26 protein-coding genes are annotated in these 24,744 nt (G+C 66.7%); 14 read left to right on the top strand and 12 right to left on the bottom strand.

What is annotated here, in order from left to right:
- Positions 1-70 precede the first annotated feature (70 nt).
- On the top strand, positions 71-454 hold the full coding sequence (locus ACW172_RS11095; RefSeq protein ID WP_492031580.1) for a MerR family transcriptional regulator: 384 nt from the start codon (positions 71-73) through the stop codon (positions 452-454).
- Here ACW172_RS11095 and ACW172_RS11090 read toward each other — a convergent pair.
- Positions 351-626, bottom strand: a complete 276-nt coding sequence (locus ACW172_RS11090; RefSeq protein ID WP_119412789.1) for an NRDE family protein — start codon at positions 624-626, stop codon at positions 351-353. The two genes, ACW172_RS11095 and ACW172_RS11090, sit on opposite strands and share 104 nt — an antisense overlap.
- Before the next feature lie 159 nt (positions 627-785).
- Between ACW172_RS11090 and ACW172_RS11085 the strand changes: the two genes are divergently transcribed.
- From ACW172_RS11085 to ACW172_RS11065, 5 genes are all read left to right on the top strand, one after another.
- Positions 786-1,151, top strand: a complete 366-nt coding sequence (locus tag ACW172_RS11085; protein WP_035307841.1) for a single-stranded DNA-binding protein — start codon at positions 786-788, stop codon at positions 1,149-1,151.
- A gap of 37 nt (positions 1,152-1,188) precedes the next feature.
- A complete protein-coding gene (locus tag ACW172_RS11080; RefSeq protein ID WP_035307844.1) occupies positions 1,189-1,614 on the top strand; it encodes a single-stranded DNA-binding protein in 426 nt (141 codons plus the stop codon).
- A gap of 125 nt (positions 1,615-1,739) precedes the next feature.
- Positions 1,740-2,147, top strand: a complete 408-nt coding sequence (locus ACW172_RS11075) for a GcrA family cell cycle regulator (RefSeq protein ID WP_066555132.1) — start codon at positions 1,740-1,742, stop codon at positions 2,145-2,147.
- Positions 2,148-2,459: 312 nt separating this feature from the next.
- Positions 2,460-3,398 (top strand): DUF2493 domain-containing protein, encoded by a 939-nt coding sequence (locus ACW172_RS11070; RefSeq protein WP_035307847.1) that lies wholly within the window; start codon positions 2,460-2,462, stop codon positions 3,396-3,398.
- A 379-nt stretch (positions 3,399-3,777) separates the two neighbouring features.
- Positions 3,778-4,956, top strand: coding sequence for a DUF3363 domain-containing protein (locus ACW172_RS11065; RefSeq protein ID WP_224764257.1), 1,179 nt, complete (start codon positions 3,778-3,780; stop codon positions 4,954-4,956).
- A 13-nt stretch (positions 4,957-4,969) separates the two neighbouring features.
- Here ACW172_RS11065 and ACW172_RS11060 read toward each other — a convergent pair whose 3' ends face one another.
- On the bottom strand, positions 4,970-5,548 hold the full coding sequence (locus tag ACW172_RS11060; RefSeq protein ID WP_035307852.1) for an SOS response-associated peptidase family protein: 579 nt from the start codon (positions 5,546-5,548) through the stop codon (positions 4,970-4,972).
- Positions 5,549-5,746: 198 nt separating this feature from the next.
- On the opposite strand from ACW172_RS11060, the gene ACW172_RS11055 reads away from it, so the two are divergent.
- The gene (locus ACW172_RS11055; protein ID WP_035307855.1) at positions 5,747-6,505 is read left to right on the top strand and encodes an ImuA family protein; all 759 of its coding nucleotides are present in this window, start codon (positions 5,747-5,749) and stop codon (positions 6,503-6,505) included.
- A complete protein-coding gene (locus ACW172_RS11050; protein WP_054764214.1) occupies positions 6,420-7,940 on the top strand; it encodes a Y-family DNA polymerase in 1,521 nt (506 codons plus the stop codon). Before ACW172_RS11055 ends, ACW172_RS11050 begins: the two co-directional genes overlap by 86 nt.
- 12 nt (positions 7,941-7,952) lie before the next feature.
- Here ACW172_RS11050 and ACW172_RS11045 read toward each other — a convergent pair whose 3' ends face one another.
- The 3 genes from ACW172_RS11045 to ACW172_RS11035 are packed head-to-tail and all read right to left on the bottom strand — an operon-like array spanning position 7,953 to position 11,679.
- Positions 7,953-10,010: a DUF3732 domain-containing protein gene (locus ACW172_RS11045; RefSeq protein WP_492031579.1), complete on the bottom strand. Its 2,058-nt coding sequence runs from the start codon at positions 10,008-10,010 to the stop codon at positions 7,953-7,955.
- Positions 10,011-10,013: 3 nt separating this feature from the next.
- A complete protein-coding gene (locus ACW172_RS11040; protein WP_035307862.1) occupies positions 10,014-10,508 on the bottom strand; it encodes a three component ABC system middle component in 495 nt (164 codons plus the stop codon).
- Complete coding sequence (locus ACW172_RS11035; protein ID WP_035307863.1) at positions 10,498-11,679, bottom strand: ABC-three component system protein; 1,182 nt, start codon at positions 11,677-11,679, stop codon at positions 10,498-10,500. Before ACW172_RS11035 ends, ACW172_RS11040 begins: the two co-directional genes overlap by 11 nt.
- A 185-nt stretch (positions 11,680-11,864) precedes the next feature.
- Between ACW172_RS11035 and ACW172_RS11030 the strand changes: the two genes are divergently transcribed.
- From ACW172_RS11030 to ACW172_RS11020, 3 genes are all read left to right on the top strand, one after another.
- Positions 11,865-12,494: a hypothetical protein gene (locus ACW172_RS11030; RefSeq protein ID WP_035307865.1), complete on the top strand. Its 630-nt coding sequence runs from the start codon at positions 11,865-11,867 to the stop codon at positions 12,492-12,494.
- A gap of 68 nt (positions 12,495-12,562) precedes the next feature.
- Positions 12,563-15,799, top strand: a complete 3,237-nt coding sequence (locus ACW172_RS11025; protein WP_054764215.1) for an error-prone DNA polymerase — start codon at positions 12,563-12,565, stop codon at positions 15,797-15,799.
- A gap of 83 nt (positions 15,800-15,882) precedes the next feature.
- A complete protein-coding gene (locus tag ACW172_RS11020; RefSeq protein WP_052005029.1) occupies positions 15,883-16,788 on the top strand; it encodes a PD-(D/E)XK nuclease domain-containing protein in 906 nt (301 codons plus the stop codon).
- Positions 16,789-16,806: 18 nt separating this feature from the next.
- Here the strand turns inward: ACW172_RS11020 and ACW172_RS11015 are convergent, their stop codons facing one another.
- Positions 16,807-17,028: a hypothetical protein gene (locus tag ACW172_RS11015; RefSeq protein WP_035308709.1), complete on the bottom strand. Its 222-nt coding sequence runs from the start codon at positions 17,026-17,028 to the stop codon at positions 16,807-16,809.
- Positions 17,029-17,126: 98 nt separating this feature from the next.
- Complete coding sequence (locus tag ACW172_RS11010) at positions 17,127-17,513, bottom strand: hypothetical protein (RefSeq protein WP_054764216.1); 387 nt, start codon at positions 17,511-17,513, stop codon at positions 17,127-17,129.
- 359 nt (positions 17,514-17,872) lie between these two features.
- On the opposite strand from ACW172_RS11010, the gene ACW172_RS11005 reads away from it, so the two are divergent.
- Positions 17,873-18,157: a hypothetical protein gene (locus ACW172_RS11005; RefSeq protein WP_035308711.1), complete on the top strand. Its 285-nt coding sequence runs from the start codon at positions 17,873-17,875 to the stop codon at positions 18,155-18,157.
- Between the two features lie 57 nt (positions 18,158-18,214).
- On the opposite strand, the gene ACW172_RS11000 is transcribed toward ACW172_RS11005, so the two are convergent.
- The 4 genes from ACW172_RS11000 to ACW172_RS10985 form a co-directional block, all read right to left on the bottom strand.
- Positions 18,215-19,384 (bottom strand): tyrosine-type recombinase/integrase, encoded by a 1,170-nt coding sequence (locus tag ACW172_RS11000; RefSeq protein WP_169802118.1) that lies wholly within the window; start codon positions 19,382-19,384, stop codon positions 18,215-18,217.
- 241 nt (positions 19,385-19,625) lie between these two features.
- Positions 19,626-20,186 (bottom strand): HNH endonuclease, encoded by a 561-nt coding sequence (locus tag ACW172_RS10995; RefSeq protein WP_492031578.1) that lies wholly within the window; start codon positions 20,184-20,186, stop codon positions 19,626-19,628.
- 160 nt (positions 20,187-20,346) lie between these two features.
- Positions 20,347-21,027, bottom strand: a complete 681-nt coding sequence (locus ACW172_RS10990; protein ID WP_492031577.1) for a trimeric intracellular cation channel family protein — start codon at positions 21,025-21,027, stop codon at positions 20,347-20,349.
- A complete protein-coding gene (locus ACW172_RS10985; RefSeq protein ID WP_492031576.1) occupies positions 21,024-21,692 on the bottom strand; it encodes a DNA-3-methyladenine glycosylase family protein in 669 nt (222 codons plus the stop codon). The genes ACW172_RS10990 and ACW172_RS10985 overlap by 4 nt, the downstream gene beginning before the upstream one ends.
- Positions 21,693-21,760: 68 nt before the next feature.
- Between ACW172_RS10985 and ACW172_RS10980 the strand changes: the two genes are divergently transcribed.
- Complete coding sequence (locus tag ACW172_RS10980; protein ID WP_492031575.1) at positions 21,761-22,909, top strand: cupin domain-containing protein; 1,149 nt, start codon at positions 21,761-21,763, stop codon at positions 22,907-22,909.
- Between the two features lie 9 nt (positions 22,910-22,918).
- A complete protein-coding gene (gluQRS, locus tag ACW172_RS10975) occupies positions 22,919-23,764 on the top strand; it encodes a tRNA glutamyl-Q(34) synthetase GluQRS (protein ID WP_492031574.1) in 846 nt (281 codons plus the stop codon).
- On the opposite strand, the gene ACW172_RS10970 is transcribed toward gluQRS, so the two are convergent.
- Complete coding sequence (locus ACW172_RS10970) at positions 23,761-24,699, bottom strand: retropepsin-like aspartic protease (RefSeq protein WP_492031573.1); 939 nt, start codon at positions 24,697-24,699, stop codon at positions 23,761-23,763. The genes gluQRS and ACW172_RS10970 overlap by 4 nt on opposite strands.
- Between the last annotated feature and the right edge of the window lie 45 nt (positions 24,700-24,744).

Raw genomic sequence — 24,744 nt, 5'->3', positions numbered from 1 at the left:
TTCGAGCATGGCCAGAGACCCATCCCCTCCCCCGCTCCGGACGATCGGGCGCCTTTCGGCCGAGACCGGCGTGAAGGTTCCGACGATCCGGTTCTACGAGAAGATCGGACTGCTGGAGGAGCCGCCCCGCACCGCGAGCGACCGACGCCTTTACGACGGCGCTGCGACGCGGCGGCTCGCCTTCATTCGCCACGCGCGGCAGCTGGGGTTCGAGATCGACGACATCCGCGCCCTGCTGGCGCTGTCCGACGAACCCGACCAGCCCTGCACGGAGGTCAACCGGATCGCCGAACGCCAGCTTGCGGCGGTTGAGACTCGCATCGCCGGGCTTCAGGCGCTGCACGCCGAACTCACCCGTATTCAGGCGGCGAGTTGCTCAGGTGGGCGGATTTCCGACTGCCGAGTGATTGAGGCGCTTGGAAACCATGCGCACTGTGACGGTCTCCACGCATGACGACGGCCCTTCGCGTTCCGTCACTCCAAACAACCTTGGCCGTATCGGTCAGGTGAACGACCCGGCGGAGCACCAGTGGTTCCGAAAGTCGAGCGTACTCTTCGTCGCGGTTGCCGGCCGCCACGAGCGGCCAGTCCGGGTGGATATCCCAGGCGAGGGTGAGAACGCACATGCCCCAGCATCGCGCGAAAGCGGATCGATAGCGACAGTCCAGGCGGTCACGCCCGGGGCGAAAGCGCCCGGCCGGGAGCTGAGGAGGAAGGGAGGTCTCGGGCGAAGCGGGATTGGGGAGATCGGCTCCCCGGCGGCTTCGCATCAACAGGAGACTGATATGCAGACCATGGTGTTCACGGGCCGCCTCGCGGCCGACCCCCAGATCAGCGACGACTTCGGCAAGGCGGTCTTCCGCCTGCTCGAACAGCGCGGGACCGACAATGCCGGCAAGGCCCGGCTGGTCGGCGTCAACTGCGTCAGCTGGTCGAAGGGCCTCAACGAGAAGGTCATCGCGCGCGGGCTGGCGCAAGGGTGCGAGGCCGTCGTGATCGGCGCCTTCATCGACACCGCCTACACCGCCCGCGACGGGTCGGAGCGGACGGCCAAGGAGCTGGTGATCAATCGGCTCACCGTCCTCGACTGGGCGGAAGACCGCCAGGCCGATGCGAGCGCAGACGCGGCGGACGACCGCGCCGCCGCCTGATCCTCAACCGCTCATCCTGATTTCAAGGAGACTGACCATGCAAACCCTGACCCTCGAAGGCTACCTGGCCGCAGACCCTTCCATCCTGTCGGCGCAAGGCTCCGGCAAGAAGCGCGCGAGCTTCCGCGTGGTGGAAACCACCCGCTTCCGGCGCGCCAACGGTGAACCCGGCGAGCGGACCACCGGCTTCAACTGTATCTGCTTCAACGAGGCGACGGCTGAAAACTACATCCAGCCCTATGCCCGAAAGGGCAGCCGCGTCGTGATCCAGGGCCATGTCGAAAACGACACCTGGACCGGCAAGGACGGGGTGGAGCACTACGACCTTCGCCTCGTCGTCAGCGACATCCGGTTGAAGAACCGGCGCGTCGTCGGCGAACCGTCCGAAGACCGCTCCGGCGTCGCCGATCGCGGCGTCGAGGCGGGCGGCGGCTACGATCTCAACGACGACATCCCGTTCTGATCCGAAGGGGAGATTTGAAGGGCCCGGGCGCGCTGCGCCTCGGGCCCTTCTTCGTGCTGGCGACGGAAAGGCCGGAGGAAGGGCGCGGTCGGACGAGCCATCGGGGCTCGCCGAAGGAGACCGCCATGTCCGCATGGACCCAAGCCCGTATCAATCTGCTGAAGCGCCTGTGGCCCGAAGGGCGGAGCGCCGAGACCATCGCCCTGGAACTCGGCGGCGGCCTCACCCGCAACGCCGTCCTCGGCAAGGTCGCTCGCCTCGGCCTCTCGGAGGGGCGCACAGGCGCCCGGACTCGTCGCGAGGCGGCGCATCACGTGGCGCCCGAGCCGCCGCCCGATGGCGTTGCGACCATTCTGTCGGTGAGGCGGATGGATTGCCGTTGGCCGTATGGCGAACCGGGCGACGCCGCCTTCAGCCTCTGCGGTCGTCCGTCTGAACGCGGCGCCTTCTGCGCCGCCCATGCAGCGATCGCCTATCGGCCCACACCGCTGTCGGTGGAGGGCCTTATGCGCCTCGCGGGCGTGGCGCCTTGAGGACGGCTCGCTCGCCTGGGGATGCGCCGCCGGCCCGCCGGCGTCGAGGGACGAGAAGATCGACGCCTTCTCGTCCGTATCGGCGCGACGGCGCCGAATGGAGTCGTCGTCGCGAAGGGCGACGACGACTTGCCCCCACACAACGCCCTCCGACTTTGTCACGGCACCCCGGAAATCAACGGCTGCGCCGTTCCCCTCCACGGAGGGCAAGCGGCCCTCCGCTCCGGTGACTGCCGAGGACCCCGCCGTGGCCAAAGCCGGGGTCGTTGCGCATGGGGCGCTTCGACAGTCTCTTTTCAAAGGAATGGTTCGATGACCCACTTCAACACCGCCTTCTCCGCCTCTTCGAAGACCGACTCCGCCTTCGACGACCTGACCGCGTCCTTGGGGGATGCGCGTCCGCACCCCACCGAGGACGCCCTGATCCAGCTGGGGCGCGCGCTCATGACCGAGCTCGTGGACGTGATCTCCGACACCGCTCTGGAGGACTATCAGACGATCCTCGGCGAAGCGCTTATCGGCGCCTTCCACTCGGCCGCGGGACGGATTGAACGGGACGCCGACCGCGCCCGTGACGCGATGCGCGCCCTGGATCGGGATTTCGACGGATCGGAAGCGGCCGATGTCGAACTTCAGGACGCAACGGCGAAAGCGAGATCCGGAGATGCGGCGACGCAGGCCTGCGAACTGATCCGGGATGCGGCCTCCGAAACCTGGACGATCGCGACCGGGGAGGTCTGGACCGCCTGGCGGGGATCACGGCGCGGCACCCATCTGACGGCGGCGCAGCTGGAGGCGAAACAGGCGATCCGGGCGATCCGGAATCGTCGGTCCGGAGAGGCCGATCCGGGCGGTCCGGTCGTCGCCTTCCGGGGCGCGCCGATGGCGGACACGGCCGAGGACGCCGGGCGGATCTTCGACGCCCTCAACTGGGCTAAGGGGGAGTGGCCGGACATGGCTCTGGCGACGACCGGGGCGAAAGGCTCCGAGAAGCTGGCGATCAAATGGGCCCAGCAGAAGGGGGTGAAGCTGATCCTCGCCCGGGCGGATTTCGACAGGAACGGAAAGGCGGCTCCCTTCCGGGCGAACGACGAGTTGATCGCGCTGGAGCCGGAGGTCTGCCTGACCCTGGTCCATTCGCTGGCCGGGGTGCGGGAGGATCAGCGGCCGTTCGGACCGGCGCTCAACCTCGGCCAGAAGGCGATGGAGAACGGGCTGCGGCACGTGCCCATCAAGGCCCGGGCCGCCTGAGACATCACGATCTGGATCAATGACCCGCTCGGCTTCGGCCGGGCGGGATTTTTCTTGTCATCCGGCGGACCCGAAGCGGTCTGAACGCCGGGGTCGCCTGGGTCTTGCCGAGGTTTGATCGGCTGTGTTCACTGTTGGAGAGGCTGGTTGGAAATCGTCAGATTGAGGGCTTAGGGCAAGATAAAAGAGGGGTTTTGGCCTTCTGTTTTCCTGAGCCCGGGCAGACACTTGCGAGGATTGCGGAGACCGACGTCGACTTGCGCTGAGTTGACGCCTGATTCCGCGACGACGACAGGCCGGAGCCCCGATCATGCAGGTCCGAACCGCCATTGAGGTACGCCTCGCCCAAGCGTCAAAGGATGACGTCTCGACCTTGAAAGTGCGCCTTCCGCAGAGGTTGAAGTCGGACAAGACCAGCGTCCGGATCGCCATGTTCCAGAGGCTCGCGGCCTCGCGCCTGTTCGCCTACGGGGACCGCGCCGGGTGTCTGCGCGCGGCCCAGAACCGCTCGGGTCGTCCCTTCCGTCTCGACGTCCGGCAGCGCGTCACGGTCAAGGCGCTGGTGTCCCGGCACATGGGCAAGGGGTTCGCCCGGGGCGCGGCGCTCGCCGCCCATATCGCCTATCTCGGCCGCATGGGCGCGGGCGAGGACGGCGAGCGCGCGGCCTTTTTCGGACCGGTGCGTGAGAGGGTCGATCCGACCGGCGCCACGGAGTGCTGGGCGAAGGACAGGCACCATTTTCGCTTCATCATTTCACCCGAGCACGGCGATCGGATTTCGGACCTCCAGGGCTTCGCCAGGGAGGTCATGTCGAGGGTCGCCGACGACCTTGGAGAACCGGGTCTGAACTGGATCGCCGTCTGCCATTTCGACACCGACCAGCCGCACGCCCATGTGCTTGTGCGCGGCCGGAGAAGCGACGGCCGGGACCTCGTGATTCCGCGCGACTACATCGGCTACGGCTTTCGCGCCCGGGCCCAGGAAGTGGCCCAGGAGCGGCTCGGCGACCTCAGCCGTCAGGACGCCGAACGGCGGGTCTGGCGTGAGACCGAGGCCGACCGGTTCACCGCCTTCGACCGCCGTCTCCTGGCAGCTGCGGACAACAACGGCTGTGTCGATGACGGGATCGGGGGCACTGACGCCTGGACGGCGCTGACCCGGGGACGGTTGCGCCATCTGGAGACCCTGGGCCTCGCCGAACGAACAGGGCGGCGCTTCCGGCTGGCCCCGGATATGGAAGCCCGACTTCGGAGGCTGCAGCTCTCGAAGGACGTCATTCGCACCCTCAACCAACGGCGTCTTGACGGCGCGCGGTCGGCGGAACAGCTGGGCAAGGCGCCGGTCCAGGGCAAGGTCGTGAAGACCGGCTTCCACGACGAACTGGGCGGCTCCGCCTATGTGGTGGTGCGCGCCGCTGACGGCTCCGAACACTATGGGCGGCTGGGTGTCGGCGAGACCCCGCCAACCGTGGGAAAAGCGGTCACGCTTTCGCTCGATGCGCGCGGCTTCGCCCAGGTCCTCAGCGGCAAGCATCTGGGTCAGGATCTGGGTCGGTGACGATTTGCCGAACTCATGCCGCTTCCGGGAAGACCTTCTCGACAGACAGGCTGCCTTCCGGCAGGGGGCGCAGCAGCTCGGCCTCGGGTTTGCGCAGGTCCAGCCAATCGAGGGCCGCATCGGGTCTCAGCAGGACGATCTGGCGGTCGTGGTAGGGGGCGATGTCCGGTCCCGGCTCGGTGGTCAGCATGGCGAAGGCGCCGTCTCGAACCAGGCCGGCGACCCAGAAGATCGGCGCGTCGGCCATGGTGAACCGCCACTTGGTCTTGCGCTTCTGACCCGGCTCGGCATCGGTGAACTCGAAGAAGCCGTCGGTGGGGATCAGGCAGCGGGTGACGCCGTCGAAGGATCGACCGTCGGATCGGAAGTTGAACACGGGTCTTCCCTGTGGCGACTTCCAGGCCCAGGGCGACACGATCAGCTGCGAGCCATCGGGGCCTCGCGTGATGATGGGCGCCCGGTCGCCGATACGGATCGAGGCCATGGGTCCGAAGTTGGGCATGCCGCCGGGAAAGACGAGACGGTCGCCGGTTCGGTTGAAGGTCTCGATCACCTCGTCGAACGGCAGGATGAGCTGATACTCGTTGCACATGCGGACCTCCGTCTACCGCCCCATTGATCGCCGACTTCGCTGAAAAAGCCAGCGGCGACCGTCCCTGGCCGTCCTGGCGCGCGGTCCACAGGTCGTCCGGCGAAGGGGATAAGAGATGAGCGAAGGTTGACTCTTCGCATCATACAGAACCAGAACATTACAGGAACATTCATCAGCCTTGGGAACAGGAGGCTTCTCATGCGCGCCCGCCTGCCTGCCGGGCTCGACATCCTGCGCGATCGGATCCGCGCCCTTGAACAGGGCGGCCGGAACACCACCGGGGTGTTGCCCTTCGGCGTGAAAGATCTCGATCGCCATCTCCCCAGCGGCGGTCTTTCACTGGGCGCCGTTCATGAGATCGCAGGCGGCGGCGAGGAGGCCGTGGACGGCGCCGCAGCCGCCCTGTTCGCCGCAGGCATCGCCGCCCGGCGGCCCGGCCAGGTGTTGTGGTGCGTAACCCGCCCCGACCTCTTCGCACCGGCCCTGCGTCAGGCCGGTCTGGGGCCGGACCGGGTGATCTATGTCGAGGCCGGGGACGAGCCTTCCCTTCTCGCCTGTTTCGAGGAAGGCCTTCGTCATCCCGGTCTGGCCGCCGTCGTGGCCGAGACCGCCCGCCTCAGTCTCGTCGCGTCCCGACGGCTGCAACTGGCCGCCGAAGACTCGGGCGGCCTGGGTCTGGCGGTGCGCCGATGGCGACGGGCTTCGGAAGCCGCCGACTTCGGTCAGCACACCGCCTCCGCCACGCGCTGGCGCATCAGCCCGGCCCCCTCCTCGCCCTTGCCCGTGCCCGGCGTGGGGCGGGCGCGCTGGTTCGTCGAACTCATCCGTTGTCGCGGCGCCGAGGCCGCGGATTTCACCTTGGAAGCCTGTGATGAGACGGGTCGTCTCGCTCTACCTGCCGAACTGGTCCGTCGATCGTCTGCGACGCGGACTGGCGGACGTCGCGCCGCCGCCTGAGCTTCCCCTGATCCTCGCGGGTCGGTCCGGGCGCCGTCGGATCGTGCTCGCCGCCAACACGGCGGCGCTGGCCCAGGGCGCACGCGTCGGCATGGCGGCGACCCAGGCTCAGGCCCTCATCCCCGGCCTCGACGTTCGGGTGGCGGATCCGGCGGGCGACGAGGCCGCGCTCGGTCGTCTCGCCGTCTGGGCCATGCGCCGGTACGCCCCCGTCTGCCAGCCCGATCCGCCGGATGGCCTCGCCATCGACGCCACCGGGGCCGCCCACCTTCAGGGCGGGGAGGCCGCCATGCTGGCGGACATGATCCTACGCCTGAAGGAGGAAGGCATTGAAGCCGACGCCGCGATCGGTCCGACCTATGGCTCCGCCCATGCCGTGGTCCGCTTCCGACGCGCGCACCGTATGATCGCGCCCGACGCCGTCGACGCCGCCATCGCAGGATTGCCGCTGGCGGCGCTGCGGCTTCCGGAGGCGTTGATCGCGCATCTGCACCGGATGGGCTTCGACCGGATCGCCGACGTCGCACATCGGCCTCGCGCGCCTCTCACGCTCCGGTTCGGTCATGACCTCGGCCGTCGCATCGACCAGGCCTACGGGCGTGTGGACGAGCCGCTCGTCCCGGTCGAGGCGCCGGAGATCCCGACGGTGTCGCGGGTGTTCGGGGAGCCGATCGGCGCGCCGGAGACCCTCGAGCGCCATGTCACGGCGCTCGCCTCGGAACTGTGCGCGGCGTTGGAGATCCTGAGCCTGGGAGCCAGACGGCTGGACTGGTTGTGCGTCCGTGTCGACAACCGGGTCGAGGCGCAGAGGGTGGGCCTGGCCCGACCGACCCGGGATGCGGCCCGGCTGTCGCGCCTGCTGACCGACCGGATCGAAAAGATCGATCCGGGGTTCGGCATCGAGCGCATGACCCTGTCCGCAGTCCAGGCCGAACCCCTCGATTGGCGGTGGGGCAAGAGCGCCTTGGGCGAGACCGAGGGGCCAGACCTGTCGGATCTCGTCGATATGCTGTCCAACCGCATCGGCGCCCAGCGCCTGTATCGACTGGTCCCGGTCGAGAGCGACGTGCCCGAGCGCTCCGTCGGCAAGGCGCCGCCCCTTTCTGTCGCTCCGGTTCTGGACTGGACGCCGGATTGGCCGCGTCCCGCACGCCTGTTGAAGCGGCCCGAGCCCGTCGAGACCATGGCCCTGCTGCCCGACAATCCCCCGACCCACTTCACATGGCGAGGCGTACGGCGTCGGGTAGTCCGCGCGGACGGCCCTGAAAGGATATTCGGAGAATGGCGACGGCGGGACGCCGAGGTCTGGGCCGTTCGTGACTACTTCCAGGTTGAGGATGAGGTGGGGCGGCGGTTCTGGTTGTTCCGGGCTGGCGACGGCGAAGATGGTCGGACGGGGTCGCAAGCCTGGTTTATCCATGGACTGTTCGGGTGATCGATTGTCGCGTCAATCCGGGGTCACCTCGTTGGGCGCGTCGGGAGCGGCCTCGTCGGCCAACCAGTGCGAGGGGATGAGGAAATCGGCCTCGCCGCGCCAGTTGGCCACCTCTTTGACGCCCTCGATGTCGCCCCATGCATGATGGTCCGCATGATCCAGCACGATGATCTGCAGGCGGGAGTTGAACGACCCGTGCGCGCGAGCGAGGCTCGCGAAAATCTTGCGCGTACTCTCCAGATCGCCGAGCCGACCTTTGCGCCCACGAGCGGCGCCAATCGACTCTCCAGGCTCGTCAAGATCGGCTTCGCCGGTGACGATCTGTTCGAAGGTGTCGCTCGGGAAATAGACCTGGCTCGGCTGATCTATGACGAGGAAGGTCGGCACCGGATTGTTCTGGAGACGATTGAGGAAGACCCCGTGAAGCGCGAGCAGGGCGGCGAGATGGTAGGCCATCCAGTTCTCGCCGCTGCCGATTTCCCAGAGAAAATCCGCGCCCTTGGCGCCCTCGCGTTCGAACCGGAGATTCAGCTCGCGCTCATCGAGCATGGGCCGGCCTTCGGCGCCTTCGATCCCGAGATGCTCGATGAAGCGGACGATGTAGCTTGAGATACGGGCATGGACGTCCGAAGCGCGGCGGCGGCGTTCTTCGTCGTTGCCTTGCCGCTCGATATCCCGGATGTCGCCGCGAAGTTTGGCGACCTGGGCCTCCAGACCCTCGTCACCCTGGATATCCCCGAGCATGCGCAAGGCCTGTTCGGTCGATCCGATAAATCTGAAGATGTTCTCCAGGCTCTGCGACTGGCCGCGTTCCTTATCGACCTGCGCCTCGAACTCGCGTCGGGTGCGTTGCAGGGCCTGAAGATCGTTTTCCGCCTGAAGCAGGGAGCCCTGAACAGCGATAAGGTCACGATCAACCATAGGCCGAGCGGTCGTCGCGCCAGTCGAGAGGCTCTGCAGCTCAGCGATCGGGTCGTTCAGTTCCTCCAGGGCGTCTTTCGCCGCTTCGGTGTCCGATCCACACAGAACGCAGGACTCTCCCGCGACATGAGCCTTGAACCAGCCGACACCTTTCACGCTCGCCGACTGCTCAGCCAGCACATCGGCATAGTCGACCACCGCTCGGGAAAGGCTGCGCAGCTTGCGTAGGCGACGCCGTTCGGCGCCGATCTTCTGGTCGAGCGCCTGCTCCTGACGACGAATGTCGTCCAGCCGGGTCACCGCAGCCGTGACCCGGCCAGGAGCGGCGACAGATTGACCGCCGGCGGCGACCACCTCGGCGAGCACCGAGAGCAGCCCGCGCAGGTCTCCGGGCGGCTCTCCGGGCGGCACGAGACTGAGCTCCTGGGCGCGGAAGAAGGCGCCGCGTGCGTTTGCGCTCCAGTTGTCGATGGCGTTGCGCCGGGTCCGCAGCTCTGTCTCGACCTTGCGTAATTCGTCACGCAGCAGCCGAAGGCGATGGAGTCTCACCAAGTCTTCGTTGGTCACGATCCCCAAAGCGAGAGGCAGCACGTGGCGCAAGGTCTCGCGATGCTCCGAAGAGTCCGCCTTGAAGAAGAGCGTGTAGGGATTGGCCACGACATGTTGTGGCAGAAGGTTGAAGGCCGCCAGATCGCGGAAACTCGCCCGCCCGCCGAAGCCTTTGTCCTTCTCCGGATCGAGCGCCAGATTGGACAGGCCGGAATAGATGTCGAGCAGCGCTTTAAGACGCGCGACGTTGGAGTTCGCCGCCGGGCGCATGGGCAGGGGCTGCTCCACCTCAGGCCCCTGTTGCAGCCATATCTCCTCGGACACCTGACGCGCCGCCGGCTTAGGGCGGGCGATCCTCATAAGGCCGGCGTCGGTTTCGATGGTTAGTCCGAACCAAGAAACCGCGTTGCGGATCACACCGACAGCGATCGAGCAGGAGCCCGCCCCGAGCACATAGTCGATGATGTTGACGATCGAGGATTTGCCAGTGCCGCTCCATCCGGTCACCACCGACACCGCGCCCGGGTCGAAGGTCAGCGTCCGGGGTTCGAAGCGAACGTCTTCCGGCCAGATGATGATTTCGCGGATGAAGAGCTTCATGGGTCAGAACTCGATGTTCAGCTGTCGCTGGGCGGCTTCAAAGCCGTCCATGGCGAACCAGGTCCCGAGCCGCTTGGCGGCGCTCAGGACGTGAGAGACCGGGGGGTCGAGATCCCGGATAGCTTGCGGAAGATCGGCGCCGCTCATCGCCCTGAAGCGAGGAAAGCCTTCTCCGCCTTCGCGGATCAGAAGGCCCGAGGCGACACCCACCTGCAGCGCCTTGAGCGCGGTGTCGGCATGCGCCTCCACACGGCGTTGCAGGCCGGCGAGCAAGTCGGGCCGCTCCACGACGGCTTTGAGGAACCCGCTGTCGAAATTCATGCCGTGGACCTTGTCCACCGTCGCGCGGTGAAGAAGCAGGGCGGCGCTGACCACAAAGATGGGCAGGATCGGCGGCGCGCCATGGGCCTTGCCGGCGTGGCGCTGGGCGACATGCCAGAAGGCGCTGGCCATCAGAGCCGGGTTTCTGGCCAGCAGTTCCTCGTGATCAATCTTCACCGGAGGGCTCCGGGGAATAGTTAGGGTCCCACCAGACCTGATTCTCGTCTGCCAGGCGGTGGTAGTGGCCGGACGTCATGTAGAGCTCGCCGCAGGGCTGACCATCCAGCGGTTCCTGGTGATCATAAGTGGCGTCGGCGAGCACGGCTTGTCCGATCTCCGTCGGCGGCTTGGGCTTCATCTCCCGGGTTCGGCGCCGCATCAAATTCTGCCATCGGGTGCGCAGGCGGTCACCCCGATCGCGCCATTCCCCGTCGGCGACCTCGCCCTCGATGACGAGCCGGTGCTTTTCGGCATTGAACTTCAGGAAATGATCGACGGCGTCGACAACATCCTCATCCTGGGCTTCGATCCGGCCGAGGTGCTCGACAAACGTCCGCGACAAGGCGCCGGCACGATCGGCGTCGGACACCCGTACATCCGAGGCCGCCCTCGGAAGAAGGCGGCTCCGCGCCTGGCGAGCCTGGAGGGCATCCTTCTGGAGTAGAATCGCGGCACGCGACACCATTCCGGGACGCCCGGCATTCCATTCCTCACGCACCAGCCGCGTCAGCCATCCGAGCAGGCCGTCCAGAATGTCCTCCGCATTCGCCCTGGGGCTCAAACCGAGGCCGTTCGCCATGGCGGCGCGATCCTCTGCCGGGTCGCCGGCCTCGACGATCTCGATGCGTCCGATCAGGTCGAGCAGTTCGTCGTCGGAGCGTTGTAGCACCCGGTCGATCAAGGCCTGCGCCTGTGTGACCTTGGTCGTTTTCTTGGACGGCGCCGTGCCTTCGGCTCGCAGGGCGACCAACACCTGCGCCGCGCTCGCCTCGCCAAGCTTGCGCTTCTTCAAGAGGGTGGAAATGGCCGTCTCCACAGGCCGATTGACGAAGAAGAGATATCGCTCGCAGGCGATCGCCTCAGGCGTCTCCTGCTGGAGCAACCAGATTTCCAGCGTGCGCCAGATCGCCTTGCTGCGGTCAGAGAGCAATCGGGCGCTGGGCGTCGCCGTGCTCTTGTCCTGTTCCTGAACGACGGCCTTACCATCCTTGAGGACGACCACGTCGTCCAGATGTTCCACGGCGATCACGGCCCCCACACCGGCATGGGCCAGATGGTGAAGCGCCCTTTCGAGTTGAAGGATGTAGCCGGCCGCCTGCGGCGCCGCCGTGTTGTTTATCGCCGCCAACCCCGACCCTAACTTCAACGGCGTTCCGCTTCGCCGGACAGCGGTTAGTTGTACGGATTCCTGCAAGAACGCCAATAGCTGGCTGGAACGAAGACTTTTTAATCCCGGCAGCCTCGACAGTTAGGATAGCGTCGGTCTGCGTTGCACGTCTAGATTATCGATCGGGCCGGAAGGGAGCGAGGGACGTGGAGCATTACACCAGCCGGGTGCGCGACAGCATCCTGCCCCTGTCCATCGCCAAAACCCTGCCTGCGGCGTTCCGCGAATGGCGGTTCACCGAGCGGACCGAGGACCACGGCGCGCCGGTCGAGACCTGTCGCCTCTGCGGTCAGGAAGGGCTCCGCTACCACTTCGAGATCGGCAACGAGCGGACCGACGAGACCCTTTGGGTCGGGTCACACTGCATTCTGAAGTTCGACGTCGCCATCGTCCAGGAAGGACGCCGACTGACGCCACAGGAGGCCAAGCGGCGACTGACCGAACTGACCAATGAGATGCAGCTCAAGGCCTGCATCGCCGCGCTGGAGAAGCTGGCTGCTGCGGAGAACAACGCGATCCTTGAAGGCGCGTTGGAATACTACAAGCGGCACGGGACATTGACGCCGAAATACGCAAACGTGGTCTTCTGGCGTCTGAAGACCAATGGGATCGACCACCAGCCCAGCTTCTTCAAGGTCGAGCTCAAACGTCAGCAGCACATCGACGATTTACAGTCGATGCCCACTGGACGCGTGCACAGGTTCTGGGCAGCGCTTAGTCCTGCCCAGCGAAAGAAGGCCATCGCCCTCGGTCACACGCCACCGCCCCCTGAATAAGAAAGTGATCTCGCTTTCCTGGCGTCGAAGAATGTGAACATAACGGGAACAAACCTCCCGTTGGGCCCATGTCGTACGTCGAACTCCAATGCGCGTCCCACTTCTCGTTCCTGAGAGGGGCGAGTTCTTGCGAGGAGCTGTTTGCCCAGGCGGCCGCCTGTGGGCTCGACGCGCTGGCGGTGACGGACCGGAACAGTCTGGCGGGCATCGTCCGGGCGCACGAGGCAGCGCGGGCGACCGGGGTTCGGCTGATCGTGGGCTGCCGTCTCGTGCTGGAGGATGGGGCGGAGATTCTCGTCTATCCCCGGGACCGGGCGGGCTACGCCCGGCTCTGTCGCCTGCTGACGGTGGGCAAGCGGCGGGCGGGCAAGGGCGGATGCCGGCTCGGGTGGGACGACCTGGAGACTTGGGGCGAAGGATGGATCGCCGTGCTGGTCCCCGACGGCCTGACGGCGGCGCGTCGGAACCTGGTGCATCTGGTCGAAGTCTTCGGCGACGACGCCCATCTGGCCCTGACCCTGCATCGGCGGCCGCGCGACCAGATGAGACTGCATCAGCTCTGCGAAGCCGCGAGGGCCGCGGCGGTGCGGACGGTGGTGACCAACGACGTTCTGTTCCACCATCCCGACCGCAGGATCCTGCAGGATGTCGTCACCTGTATCCGGGAAGGCTGCACCATCGACGACGTGGGCTTTCGCCGGAGCCGGACGGCCGACCGGCACCTGAAGCCGGTGGGCGAGATGCACCGACTGTTCGCGCGCTATCCGGAGGCCCTAGCGCGCACGGTCGAGATCGCCGATCTCTGCCGCTTCAGCCTGGACGAGCTGGCCTACCAGTATCCGCGCGAGGCGGCGGCGGGACAGACCCCGCAGGAGGCGCTGGAGGCCCTGACCTGGGCGGGGGCGGCGGACCGGTATCCGGAAGGCTTGCCTGACAAGGTGCGGGCGGCGCTGAAACACGAGCTCGGACTGATCGAGACCCTGGGCTATGCGCCCTACTTCCTGACCGTTCACTCCATCGTCCGCTTCGCCCGCAGCCGGGACATCCTGTGTCAGGGGCGAGGGTCGGCCGCCAACTCGGCGGTCTGCTTCGTGCTGGGCGTCACCTCCATCGATCCGGGGCGCAACGACCTCCTGTTCGAACGCTTCGTCAGTCAGGAGCGCAAGGAGCCGCCGGACATCGACGTCGACTTCGAGCACGAGCGCCGCGAGGAGGTGATCCAGTGGATCTATGACACCTATGGGCGGGACCGGTCCGCCCTGTGCGCCACCGTCATCCGCTACCGCTCGCGCGGCGCCCTGCGCGATGTCGGCAAGGCGCTGGGCCTGACCGAAGACCTGATCAAGACCCTCTCGTCCCAGGTCTGGAGCTATTCGTCGGAGGGGGTCGAGGATCGGCACGCCGAGGAGCTGAACCTCAATCTGGAGGACCGGCGTCTGAGGTTGGCGCTGGACCTGTCACGACAGCTGATCGGGTTTCCGCGCCACCTGTCCCAGCATCCCGGCGGGTTCGTCCTGACCGACGACCGGCTGGACGATCTCGTGCCCATCGAGCCGGCGGCGATGAAGGATCGTCAGGTGATCGAATGGGACAAGGACGACATCGACGCCTTGAAGTTCATGAAGGTCGATGTCCTGGCGCTGGGCATGCTCAGCTGCATGCGGCGCGGTCTCGACCTGTTGCGCGATCACAAGGGCATGGATCTGGACCTGGCCTCCATCCCGGCCGAGGATCCCAAGACCTACGCCATGATCCGCAAGGCCGACACGCTCGGGGTCTTCCAGATCGAAAGCCGCGCGCAGATGGCCATGCTGCCGCGCATCAAGCCGCGCACCTTCTATGACCTGGTGATCGAGGTCGCCATCGTGCGACCGGGCCCCATTCAGGGCGACATGGTCCATCCTTACCTGCGGCGCCGCGAGGGGAAGGAGCCGGTCGTCTTTCCCAAGCCGGAACTGGAGGAGGTTCTGGGCAAGACGCTCGGCGTGCCCCTGTTCCAGGAGCAGGCGATGCGGGTGGCGATCGAATGCGCCGGATTCACCGCGTCGGAAGCCGATCAGCTGCGCCGCGCCATGGCGACCTTCAAATTCACCGGCGGGGTCAGCCACTTCAAGGACAAGCTGGTCGGAGGGATGGTCGAGCGGGGCTATACGGCCGAGTTCGCGGAGAAGACCTTCAGCCAGCTGGAAGGCTTCGGATCCTACGGCTTCCCGGAAAGCCATGCGGCGTCGTTCGCCCTGATCGCCTACGCCTCCTCCTGGCTCAAGTGCTGGCATCCCGATGTCTTCTGCGCCGCCCTGCTCAACGCCCAGCCGATGGGGTTCTACGCGCCGGCCCAGATCGTGCGGGACGCCCGCGAGCACGGGGTCGAGGTGCGGCCGGTCTGCGTCAATGCCAGTCGCTGGGACTGCACCCTGGAGCCCACGGAGCGGGAGGACCGGTTCGCGGTGCGGCTGGGACTGCGCATGGTGCGGGGCCTGGCCAACGGGGACGCGGCCCGGCTGGTGACGAACCGCGGGGATCGGCCCTTCGCCGGCATCGACGATCTGTGGCGACGGGCCATGACGCCCGTCGGGGCCCTGACGCGACTGGCCGAGGCCGACGCCTTTCTGGAGGGGCTCCGCCTGTCCCGCCGCGACGCCCTGTGGTCGATCAAGGCGCTCCGCGACGATCCCCTGCCGCTGTTCGCGGCGGCCTCGGCGGAGGCCGGCGAACTCGTGCCGGAGGTGGATGAGCCTGATGCTGCCCTGCCGGCCATGCCCGCCGGTCAGGAGGTGGTGGAGGACTACACCCATGTGGGCGTGACGCTGCGGGACCACCCGCTGGCCTTCCTGCGCGACGAACTCCAGGTCCGGCATGTGATGACCTGCGCCGACGGGACGGCCATGCGCGACCGCCGCCTGACCCGGGTCGCCGGCCTCGTTCTGGTCCGTCAGAAGCCGGGATCGGCCAAGGGGGTGATGTTCATCACCATCGAGGACGAGACCGGTGTGGCCAATCTAGTGATCTGGCCGAGCCTCTACGAGCAGCAGCGGCGGGTGGTGCTGGGCGCCAGCCTGCTGGTGGTCGACGGCAGGGTGCAGCGCGAAGGCGAGGTGGTGCACATCGTCGCCGAGCGGCTGCACGACGGCTCGGACCTCTTGGCGTCGCTGGGCCGGAGGGGCGAGTTCCGGTTGCCGCATGGGCGGGGCGACGAGGTCTATCGGGGCAGTAAGCCGGACGCCCGGACACCCAAGGCCCGGGACATCTACATTCCGGACCTGTCGCTCGAGGGCATTCGAGTCAGGACGCGGGACTTTCGGTAGGCATGAGATCGCACCACTTTCCCAGCCGCCTACGGCATCCTAAAGCTCCGCATTAAGGACGAGACCAACCCCGGGGCTATTTGATGGACAAGATGGAGTGGGCAGTCGAGAGCCTGGAGTATCTTCGTAAAGCCCGCATCGCGATCGACGATGAGTTTCGCGGCGCCATGCAAGATGCGAAGGGCTACCCAGGGTCCTGGAAGGATCCATGGCATGGCACATCGCGCGATATCATTTCCAATCTCTACCACTACTCCGAGGAGTTTGTGGCGGACGTCCGGATCCCAAATGAGATGTTCGCCTCACCTGAGCGATTTGAGCAGGGGCTCGTAGCGTACCGGGCTTTCGTGCAGGCAATGGTCGACGACCTCGACGAGGAGCAGGCCGCCTACGAACTCAAGCACAAGATCGTCGGCGCACCACACATCGTCGACGTCGCCCGCCGGCAGGTTTTCCACGTTCTCGGAGCCATTGATTACACCTTGGCACGCAAACCCTCGCCACCCGCTGCCACAGTCAGTTCCGAAACCGCGGATCTGGACCTGATCGTCACACTTGCCCGCCGTTTCCACGAGAGTGTCCTTGCTTTGAAGACCCACCCGCACGGTGGAGCGGTTTATGCCATCAAGGACGAGTGGGACTGCCAATACCTGTTCCGCTCGATCCTCGCCGCCTACTTCCCGGATGTGCGTGAAGAGGAATGGAGCCCATCCGTCGCCGGCAGCGCGTCGAGGTGCGAGTTCTTTCTCAAACCGCTGCGGGCGATGGTGGAACTCAAATACGTCCGCAAGTCCGACACGACCAAGATCAAGAAAGAACTCGCCAACGACTTTGTCGATTACGGCGGTAACAGCGAAGTCGACCGGCTCATCTGCCTCGTTTACGATCCCGACAACCACCTGAAAAACCCTGCAGGCTTCCAGTCCGATCTGTCTAAACCACGGACCGGCCTGATTGACGTGAAGGTCATCGTCTCTCCACCGCGATGAGGGGTGATGCCGCAGGCGTCAGTGCATTTCGGACCGATGCATGGGCGGTGGCGGCTCGGTCATATCCAGGCTGTCGATCATGATGTCGATTTCCGCCTGCACAACATCGAGGTCACGCCCTTCGAACATCTGTTCGGCGGCCTCACGCCAAGCCGCTCGGAGCAACTCTCGGGCATCGTCGGGTAACATATCCTCGAGATAGTGGAGGCCGCGCTCCGCGAGCAGGCGCTGGGCGACCACGCCGGCGCGCGTCGCAATATCTCCTGCGGGGGCCGCGTCGCCGGCCGCACCTCGCTTCAGTGACTTTGTGCGCCTTGGCATGACGAAGGATGTCCCGGCTAGGCGTGTCCGCGCACAGCCGCGTCGGCCAGCACGCGCGCGCGGAAAGACTCGAGATCGAATCCGACTGTGTGATCATCGATCGCCAGAAGCGGCTCAACTGCCGCGGCAGCCACTACGTCGGCATGTATGTAGTCAGCGCCTTCGGCGTCCCCCGGAAGCGTCCAGGCTCGCAGACCACGATCATCATGCAACCGCGCGAGCGCCTCCAGCCGAAGCTGAATGGCAAAGGCATTAAGCGCTGCCTCATCCGCTTCGTCACGCTCCTCGAGTAGTCTGAACAGGCGGAAGGCGCGACCTTCGAACGAACCACGTTGATCCGCAGGCAGTTCGCCGATGGCTTCCAACGACGCCGCAAAAAGCTCGGGCGATACCTCGGCGCTCATGGCTCGATCCGTGAAGCTAGACATGCAGTTCCCCTGAACGGCTGTGGTTCACCAGTATGGGCGTAAAAGCCCGCTCGACTATGTCCGCACTCGAGGGCAACGCCAAGGCCACCTTCATTCACCACCGCTTGATGTCTTGCTTCTCCGCGGGATCCAAGAAAAACCGAAGTTCATAAGCGACCCATCTCACAAGGCTGTGATCGATTTCCTTACTCAGAACCAGATCGGAACAGGCCGAAACAGATCGAACAGGTCACCTATTCATTCCGTCCATCAGTTCTCTACGTCCGCCGGTTGCGGTTTATTTCCGTCGATGCTTGCTTGGTTGCAGTTCTGGTTCAGACGGAAAGGAGCGCCACATGGCCGGTCTACATCTTCACGGAACTGAGGAAATGCTGCTGACCCGCAAGGAAGCGTCCACCGAGCTTCTACGTATGGGCATCCGCCGGTCACCGTCGACACTGGCGAAGGTGTTCTGCACCCGGTCTGACGGACCGCCCTGCACCCACCTCGGGCGGACCCCCTACTACCCCAAGAGCCTGCTGCACGAGTGGGCGCGCAGCCAGCTCTCGGGCCTCCGGTCTTCGTCGAGCCAGCCTCGCCAGGCCGGACATTGGGGCGAGGCCGCTCACGAGGGCGCCTAGCTCCCCAGTCCATCGCGACAACTTCGGCCGCCCGGCGACCCGCCGGGCGGCCGTCTTTCAATGGGCCGTCTGTCCGTCTTCAACCGACCAGCCCGCGAGAGAGGCGGCGACGCTCTCGCTGATCCTGTCGGCGGCGGCACGGACCGGGTCGTCCGCCAGGTGGGCGTATCGACTTGTGGTGCTGACGTGACTGTGGCCGAGCAGCTTGCCGATGAGCTGAAGCCCTTCGCCGCCGGCCAGCCCGGCGCTCGCGAAGCTGTGCCGAAGGTCATGGATCCGCAGGTCTTCCATCCCGGCGCGTTTGCGGATGCCGACCCAGGCCCAGTCGAGATTGGCGATCGGACGCTTGGGATCCTTCCGATCCGGGAACACGTAGATGCTCCCGTTCGAGAGCAGGCCCTCGATCAGCTTCAGCGCCGCGCTCCCGAGACGGATCACCTTCGCCCCGGTCTTGGAATCCTCCAGCCGGAGCATCCCCATGGTGCGGTCGATCTCCGACCACTTGAGCCTGGCGATCTCGTTCTTGCGGGCGCCGGTCAGCGCCAGCAGGCGGATGATGTTGATGTGGCGCGGATCGCCCCCATGCTTCTCGAGCTCCGCCAGGACATCGCCGAGCCGGGCCAGTTCGGCCGGGGAAAGGAAGCGGTCCCGACGGTTGTCCTTGTAGCGTTTCACCCCTCGCGTGGGGTTGGTCTTCACGAACTCCCGCTCAACGGCGAACGTGAAGATACCGCCCAGCAGTCCGACCGTGCGCGAGGCCGCATGAATACCGCCGCGAGTGTGCGGCGTCGCCTCTCCACGAATGCGTCCCGACCCGACATCGACCATCAGCCGCTCGATGTCCGCTCGGCCGATATCGGTGACCTTCATCTTGCCCAGGCGGGGTTTGATGTGGCGGGCGATGCGGATGCGATCGATCCGAAGGGTCGTCGCTTTCTTCATCGTCACGCCCTCCTTCATGTAGAGGTCGCAGAGCTCCGACATGGTCAGTTCTTCGCGTCGTTCGACTTTGGTCCCCTGAGGGTCACCACCTGACGCGACTTCGGCCAGTACAGCGGCCGCTCGTTCGCGGGCTTCCTCGGCGGTCACGACGCCATGGCGAGCGATGTGAAGGAGGCGGTCAGCGCCGCCGATCGTCCTGTATCGAACGACGTAGGTTTTGGTATCGCTGACGGCGACGCGCACCCCGAAACCCTTGAGCTGCGTGTCCCAGAGGGTGAAGCGCACCCCTTCAGACGTCAGGGCGTCGACCAGGCGTTTGGTGATCTTTCCGGACCTCGGGTTCTGAACCATTCGATCTCTCCTCGGGCCCACGAGGGGTCCCGTTTCTGGTCCCGGTTTTGGTCACCACATGGTCACCAGCCGGGAGGATTTCGGAGGATAATCGAGAAATCAGCGGTAAAAGAACGAACCCTGAACCTGCCCACCACAAGGGTGTTTGAGCCATTTCGAGCAACTGAAAAGAACCCTAAGGTTCGAGCTCTATGTCCCAGTAGAGGTAGTCGAGCCAGCTCTGGTGCAGGTAGTGCGGCGGGAAGCGGCGGCCGGCGTCCTGAAGCTGCCAGGCGTTGGGACGGATCGGTTCGCGGCGTATCGGCATCTGGGCCTGACGCGGCGTGCGGCCGCCCTTGCGCAGATTGCAGGGCGAACAGGCGGCGACGATATTCTCCCACGTCGTGCGGCCGCCCTGGGAGCGGGGAATGACATGGTCGAAGGTCAGCTCGGCCGTCTCCGAGCAGTACTGGCAGGTGAAGCCGTCGCGCAGGAAGACGTTGAAGCGGGTGAAGGCCGGGCTGCGGTCCTGGTCGACATAGCTCTTCAGCGCGATGACGCTGGGCAGCTGCATCTCCATGGAGGGGCTGCGCACCACCTTGTCATAGAGGGACACGACGTCCACGCGGTCCTGATAGACGGCTTTCACCGCCTCTTCCCAGGGCCACAGTGACAGCGGGTAGTAGGACAGGGGGCGGAAATCGGCGTTCAGCACCAGAGCCGGAAATCCGGACGGCGGTCGGGTCAGGACCTGCATCAGGCCCTCCCGCTGTGCTGAGGGGGGTGTGAGGCGACAGGACTGAAGACGTGATCTCCTTCCTTATCTGTGATCACACCCTAGGCCCGATTCGACGACGCCGCCATGACGTTCCGACGGCGGAACGATCACGATTTCCCTCGCCTTCAACCCGCCTTGCTCACCCTGGCTTGCGGGGTCGGTCAGGGAAGCCCGGCAGGCTCCAGCCCCATTGCAGGGCGCCCGCGCGCAGGCCGAAGCCGCACACGGCGGCGATGATGGCCGCGGGCCAGGGCGACAGATCCGCCATGCCCAGGGCATCGGCCCTGAGCACCACATAGACCGTCGCGGCCAGAAGGGCGGCCGAGACGGTGATCTCGCGCCGCAGCAGGATCGAGGGCTGGCCGGCCAGGAGGTCGCGCACCACCCCGCCGAAACAGGCCGTCAGGGCGCCCATGACGATGCAGATCAGGGGCGCGGCGCCGACAGCCTCGGCCTTGGCGGCGCCCAGCACCCCATAGGCCCCCAGACCGATCGCATCGAGCCAGAGCAGGGCCCGGAAGCGCCAGTCGCGACGGCCGATCAGCCAGATGGCCACCGAGGCGGCGATGCAGACCCCGAGATAGCGCCAGTCCTGGACCCAGAAGACCGGCAGGCCGAGCAGCAGGTCCCGCATGGTGCCGCCGCCGACCCCGGTGATGGCGGCGAAGAAGGCGAAGGTGACGAGGTCGTGCTTCTCGCGCGCGGCGGCCAGCGCCCCGGTGGCGGCGAAGACGGCGACGCCTGCGAAGTCCAGCACGGACAGCAGCCGCTGCGGGTCGGCGAGGACCTTCGCCGTCTCGGCGTCGACCAGCGGCGTCATCTCCCCTCCCTCGCCTGTTCCAGCGTGGCCTGTTCCAGCGCGACCTCGCCGCGCCTGACCGCCCCGTACCAGCCCCACAACAGATGGGCGGCCACGCTCCGGTGCGGCGCCCAGCGTTCGGCGCGGATATAGGCCTGTTTCTCGGTCGGGCGAAGGGCGCTTCGGTCGGCCCAGCGCATGGCCTCCTGCAGCGCGATGTCGCCGGCCGGAAAGACGTCGGTGCGCCCTTCGCAGAACATCAGGAAGGTCTCGGCGGTCCAGCGGCCGACGCCCTTGATCGCCACCAGGGACGCGGTCGCCTCGGCGTCGTCGAGCCGGCCCAGATGGTCGAAGTCGATGCGACCCTCGGTCTGGGCCCGGGCGATCTCATGGGCATAGCGCGCCTTCTGGCCGGACAGGCCGAAGGTCCGCAGGGTCTCGATGTCGTGAGCGAGGACATTCTCCGGGGTCACGACGCCCTCCAGCCCCTCGACGGTGCGCTTCCAGATAGCGGCGGCGGAGGCGAGGGAGACCTGCTGCTCGACGATCATGCGGAACAGGCCTTCGAAGCCGCCCGTTCGGGTGCGCCAGTCGAAGACGGGGACATCGGCATGGGCGCGGCTCAGCGACGGGTCCGCCGCGATCAGGGCGAGACGGGCGGCGGCGATGGCTTCGGGGCTGGTCATGCAGGGCGGATCATTGGGGGCTCGGCGCCCGTCGACAGGAAGGACCGACCGCTCTAGCGTCCGGCGCGATGAACAGTCTGGACGAACTTCTGCATCCGATCACCCCCGATCGGTTCATGGCCGACTACTACGGCCGAAAGCCGCTACACATTCCGGCGGAGAACGGGCCGACCGAAGCCGGGGCGCCCAAGGCCGCCCTGACCGACTGGGCGGAGTTCAACGGCCTGCTGTCCCAGACCGCGAACTGGACCGCCAACACCCTGAAGCTGATCCGCGACGGCCAGCCGGTGCCTGCGGACTTCTATTGCGAGGAGACCGCCGACCAGACCGGGCGGCTGCTGCGGCCCTCCCCCGCCAAGGTCGAGATCTTCCTGTCCACGGGCGCCAGCCTGGTGGCCAACGACGTCCATACGCTGACGCCCAGGCTGCGCGATCTCGCCCACGCCCTGGGCCGCGCCTTCGCCGGCAAGGTCGGGGCCAACGCCTATCTGTCGTTCGGCGGAGTGCGGGCCTTCGACACCCATTTCGACCTGCATGAGGTCTTCGCCGTCCAGGTCGAGGGCGAGAAGCGTTGGCGGCTCTATGAGAACCAGGCGGACTGTCCGATCGGCTTCGAGGCGCCCGACGACCAGATGCCCGCCTGGTTCGAGCGGACCCGGGGGCGGCCCATGATGGACGTCATGATGAAGCCCGGCGACGTCCTCTATCTGCCGCGCGGCTGGTATCACGACGCCCTGGCCGAGCCCGGCGCCTCGCTGCACGTCACCTATTCAGTCACCCCGCTGTACGGCCGTATCCTGTTCTCCCTGCTGGAAAGCGCAGCCCTGCAAGACCCGGAGTTCCGGGCCTGGCTTGCGCCGGCGGGACAGGACGGCGGGCGACCGCTGCAGGCCCAGCTCGCGGCCCTGGGCCAGAAGCTGGCGGCCCTCGCCGCCCACCCCCGGTTCGCCGACGAGATCGCCATGACCCAGGAGCGGCTGATCACCCGGCCGCCCGCCTACGACCTGCCCCATCGCAAGCCCCTGACCGGCTATCGCCGCACCAACCTCGCGCCCCCGCCGTTCCGGGGGCCGGTCGCAGTCGCCATGCAGTGGGCGTTTAGCCAGCCTGACTTCGCCATCGAGGACCTTCGCGCCCAGTTCCCCTTCGTCGCGACAGAGGCGGTGGATGCGGCGGTCGAGGCGGCGCTCAAGGCTGGCGCCCTGGTCCGGATCTGACGGGCCGTCATGGCCTTCGTCACCCGCTTCGCGCCCTCGCCCACCGGCCATCTGCACAGGGGCCATGCCTTTTCGGCCCTGACGGCCTGGACAGCGGCCAGGGCTGAAGACGGACGCTTCCTGCTGCGGATCGAGGACACTGACTTCACCCGCTGTCGGCCCGAATATGAGGCCAGCGTCTACGAAGACCTGGCCTGGCTGGGGCTGGACTGGGAAAAGCCCGTGCGACGACAGTCGGAGCATCGGGCGGAATACGACGCGGCGCTGGAGCGGCTGCGGGAGATGGGCGTCCTCTATCGCTGCTTCCGCACGCGCAAGGAGCTGATGGCCCTGGCCGGAGGGGCGCCGCACGCCGACGATCCGGCGGACGCCCACGCCTTCGCCCATGGCCCGCACTCGCCAAAGGACGAGGCCGAAAGACTGGCGGCGGGGCAGGCCTTCGCCTGGCGGCTGTCGCTGGCGGCGGCGCGCGAGCGGCTGGGCGATCTGCACGCCCTGACCTGGGTCGAGGAGGGCGTGGAGCCGGGTCTCCGCCACGCCGAGCCCGAGCGGCTGGGCGACATGGTGGTGGGGCGAAAGGATATCGGGGCGGGCTATGTCATCGCCTCCGTTCTGGACGACGCCCTTCAAGGGGTGACCCATGTCATCCGGGGCGAGGACCTGATCGAGGCGACCTCGGTGCAGCGCGTCCTTCAGGCCCTGCTCGGCCTGCCGACGCCGGTCTATCGCCACCATCCGCTGCTCCTGGGTCCCGACGGCAAGCGCTACGCCAAGCGGGACAAATCCGTGACCCTGGCCGAGATCCGGGCGTCGGGCGTCACCCCCGAACAGCTAAAGGCCGAGCTCGGGTTTTAGGGTCCGACAGTCAGATCAAGCTCACGCGAGGCCCACATCCGGCCGCCGCCGAGATCCAGCAAGACGCGGCGGCCGACGAAGGCCTCCATCCCGATCAGGGCGTCGGGAAAGCCCGGCAGGGCGACGTCGCCGAAGACGGCGGTCTCGGCCTTCTCATACGTCTGGTCGGCGAAGGTCAGGCTGCGGACCTCGACGAGGGTGGAGGCCATGGCGCCGCCCAGCACCAGGCTGGAGCCCCCGCGCCGCTCGCGTCCGTCGAACAGACCCGCGGAGGCGGCCGCCGAACGGCTGAGCGCCAGCAGCGACGAGGAGCCGGTGTCGATCACGGCCTGGACCTTCGCTCCCTCGACCGTCACCTCCGTCCGCAGCGCCTTGCCCGCGCGATGGACGTCGACGGTCCAGACCTCGGTCGGTGGCGCTGCCTCGCGCGGCAGAAAGCGAACGCGGCGATGGTCGGGATCGAGGTCGAGAATGATCTCGCCCAGCACGTCCTGACCCAGGATCAGGGGCGTGCCCAGACCGTCGTCGGAGGCCAGCAGGCCGAGGTCGAGGATGGCGGTGCGAAGCTTGCCGATGCGGGCGTCGCCGACGGCGACATCAAGGGTCACCCCCTTGCCGATCTGGGCCTGCCCGCCGACGCCATAGGCGAGGATGGGCATGTCGAAGGTCTTCACCGCGCCGAGCGACTTCAGCCAATCGCGGTCGATCACCGAATACTGGGCGCCGCTGTCGATCAGGGCGCGAACGGGCCGGCCGTTCAGCCGGACATCGACCGTCGGGACATTGGCCTGGGCCTCGGCGAAGGCCAGCCATTGAGGCTCGGGCGGCAGGGTGACGTCGGGCCTGCGCCACAGGACATTGTCGCGGAACCACCAGGCGGCGCCGGCCGTGGCCCCCACGGCGCCCAGCCGGATCAGAAGATCCCTTCGGTTCATTCAGCCGACCTCATGACCCAGACATGGCGGGTTCGGTGGGCCCGC

The organism is Brevundimonas sp. ALps5, assembly GCF_058681645.1.
This window is presented reverse-complemented; position numbering and strand designations above follow the sequence as displayed.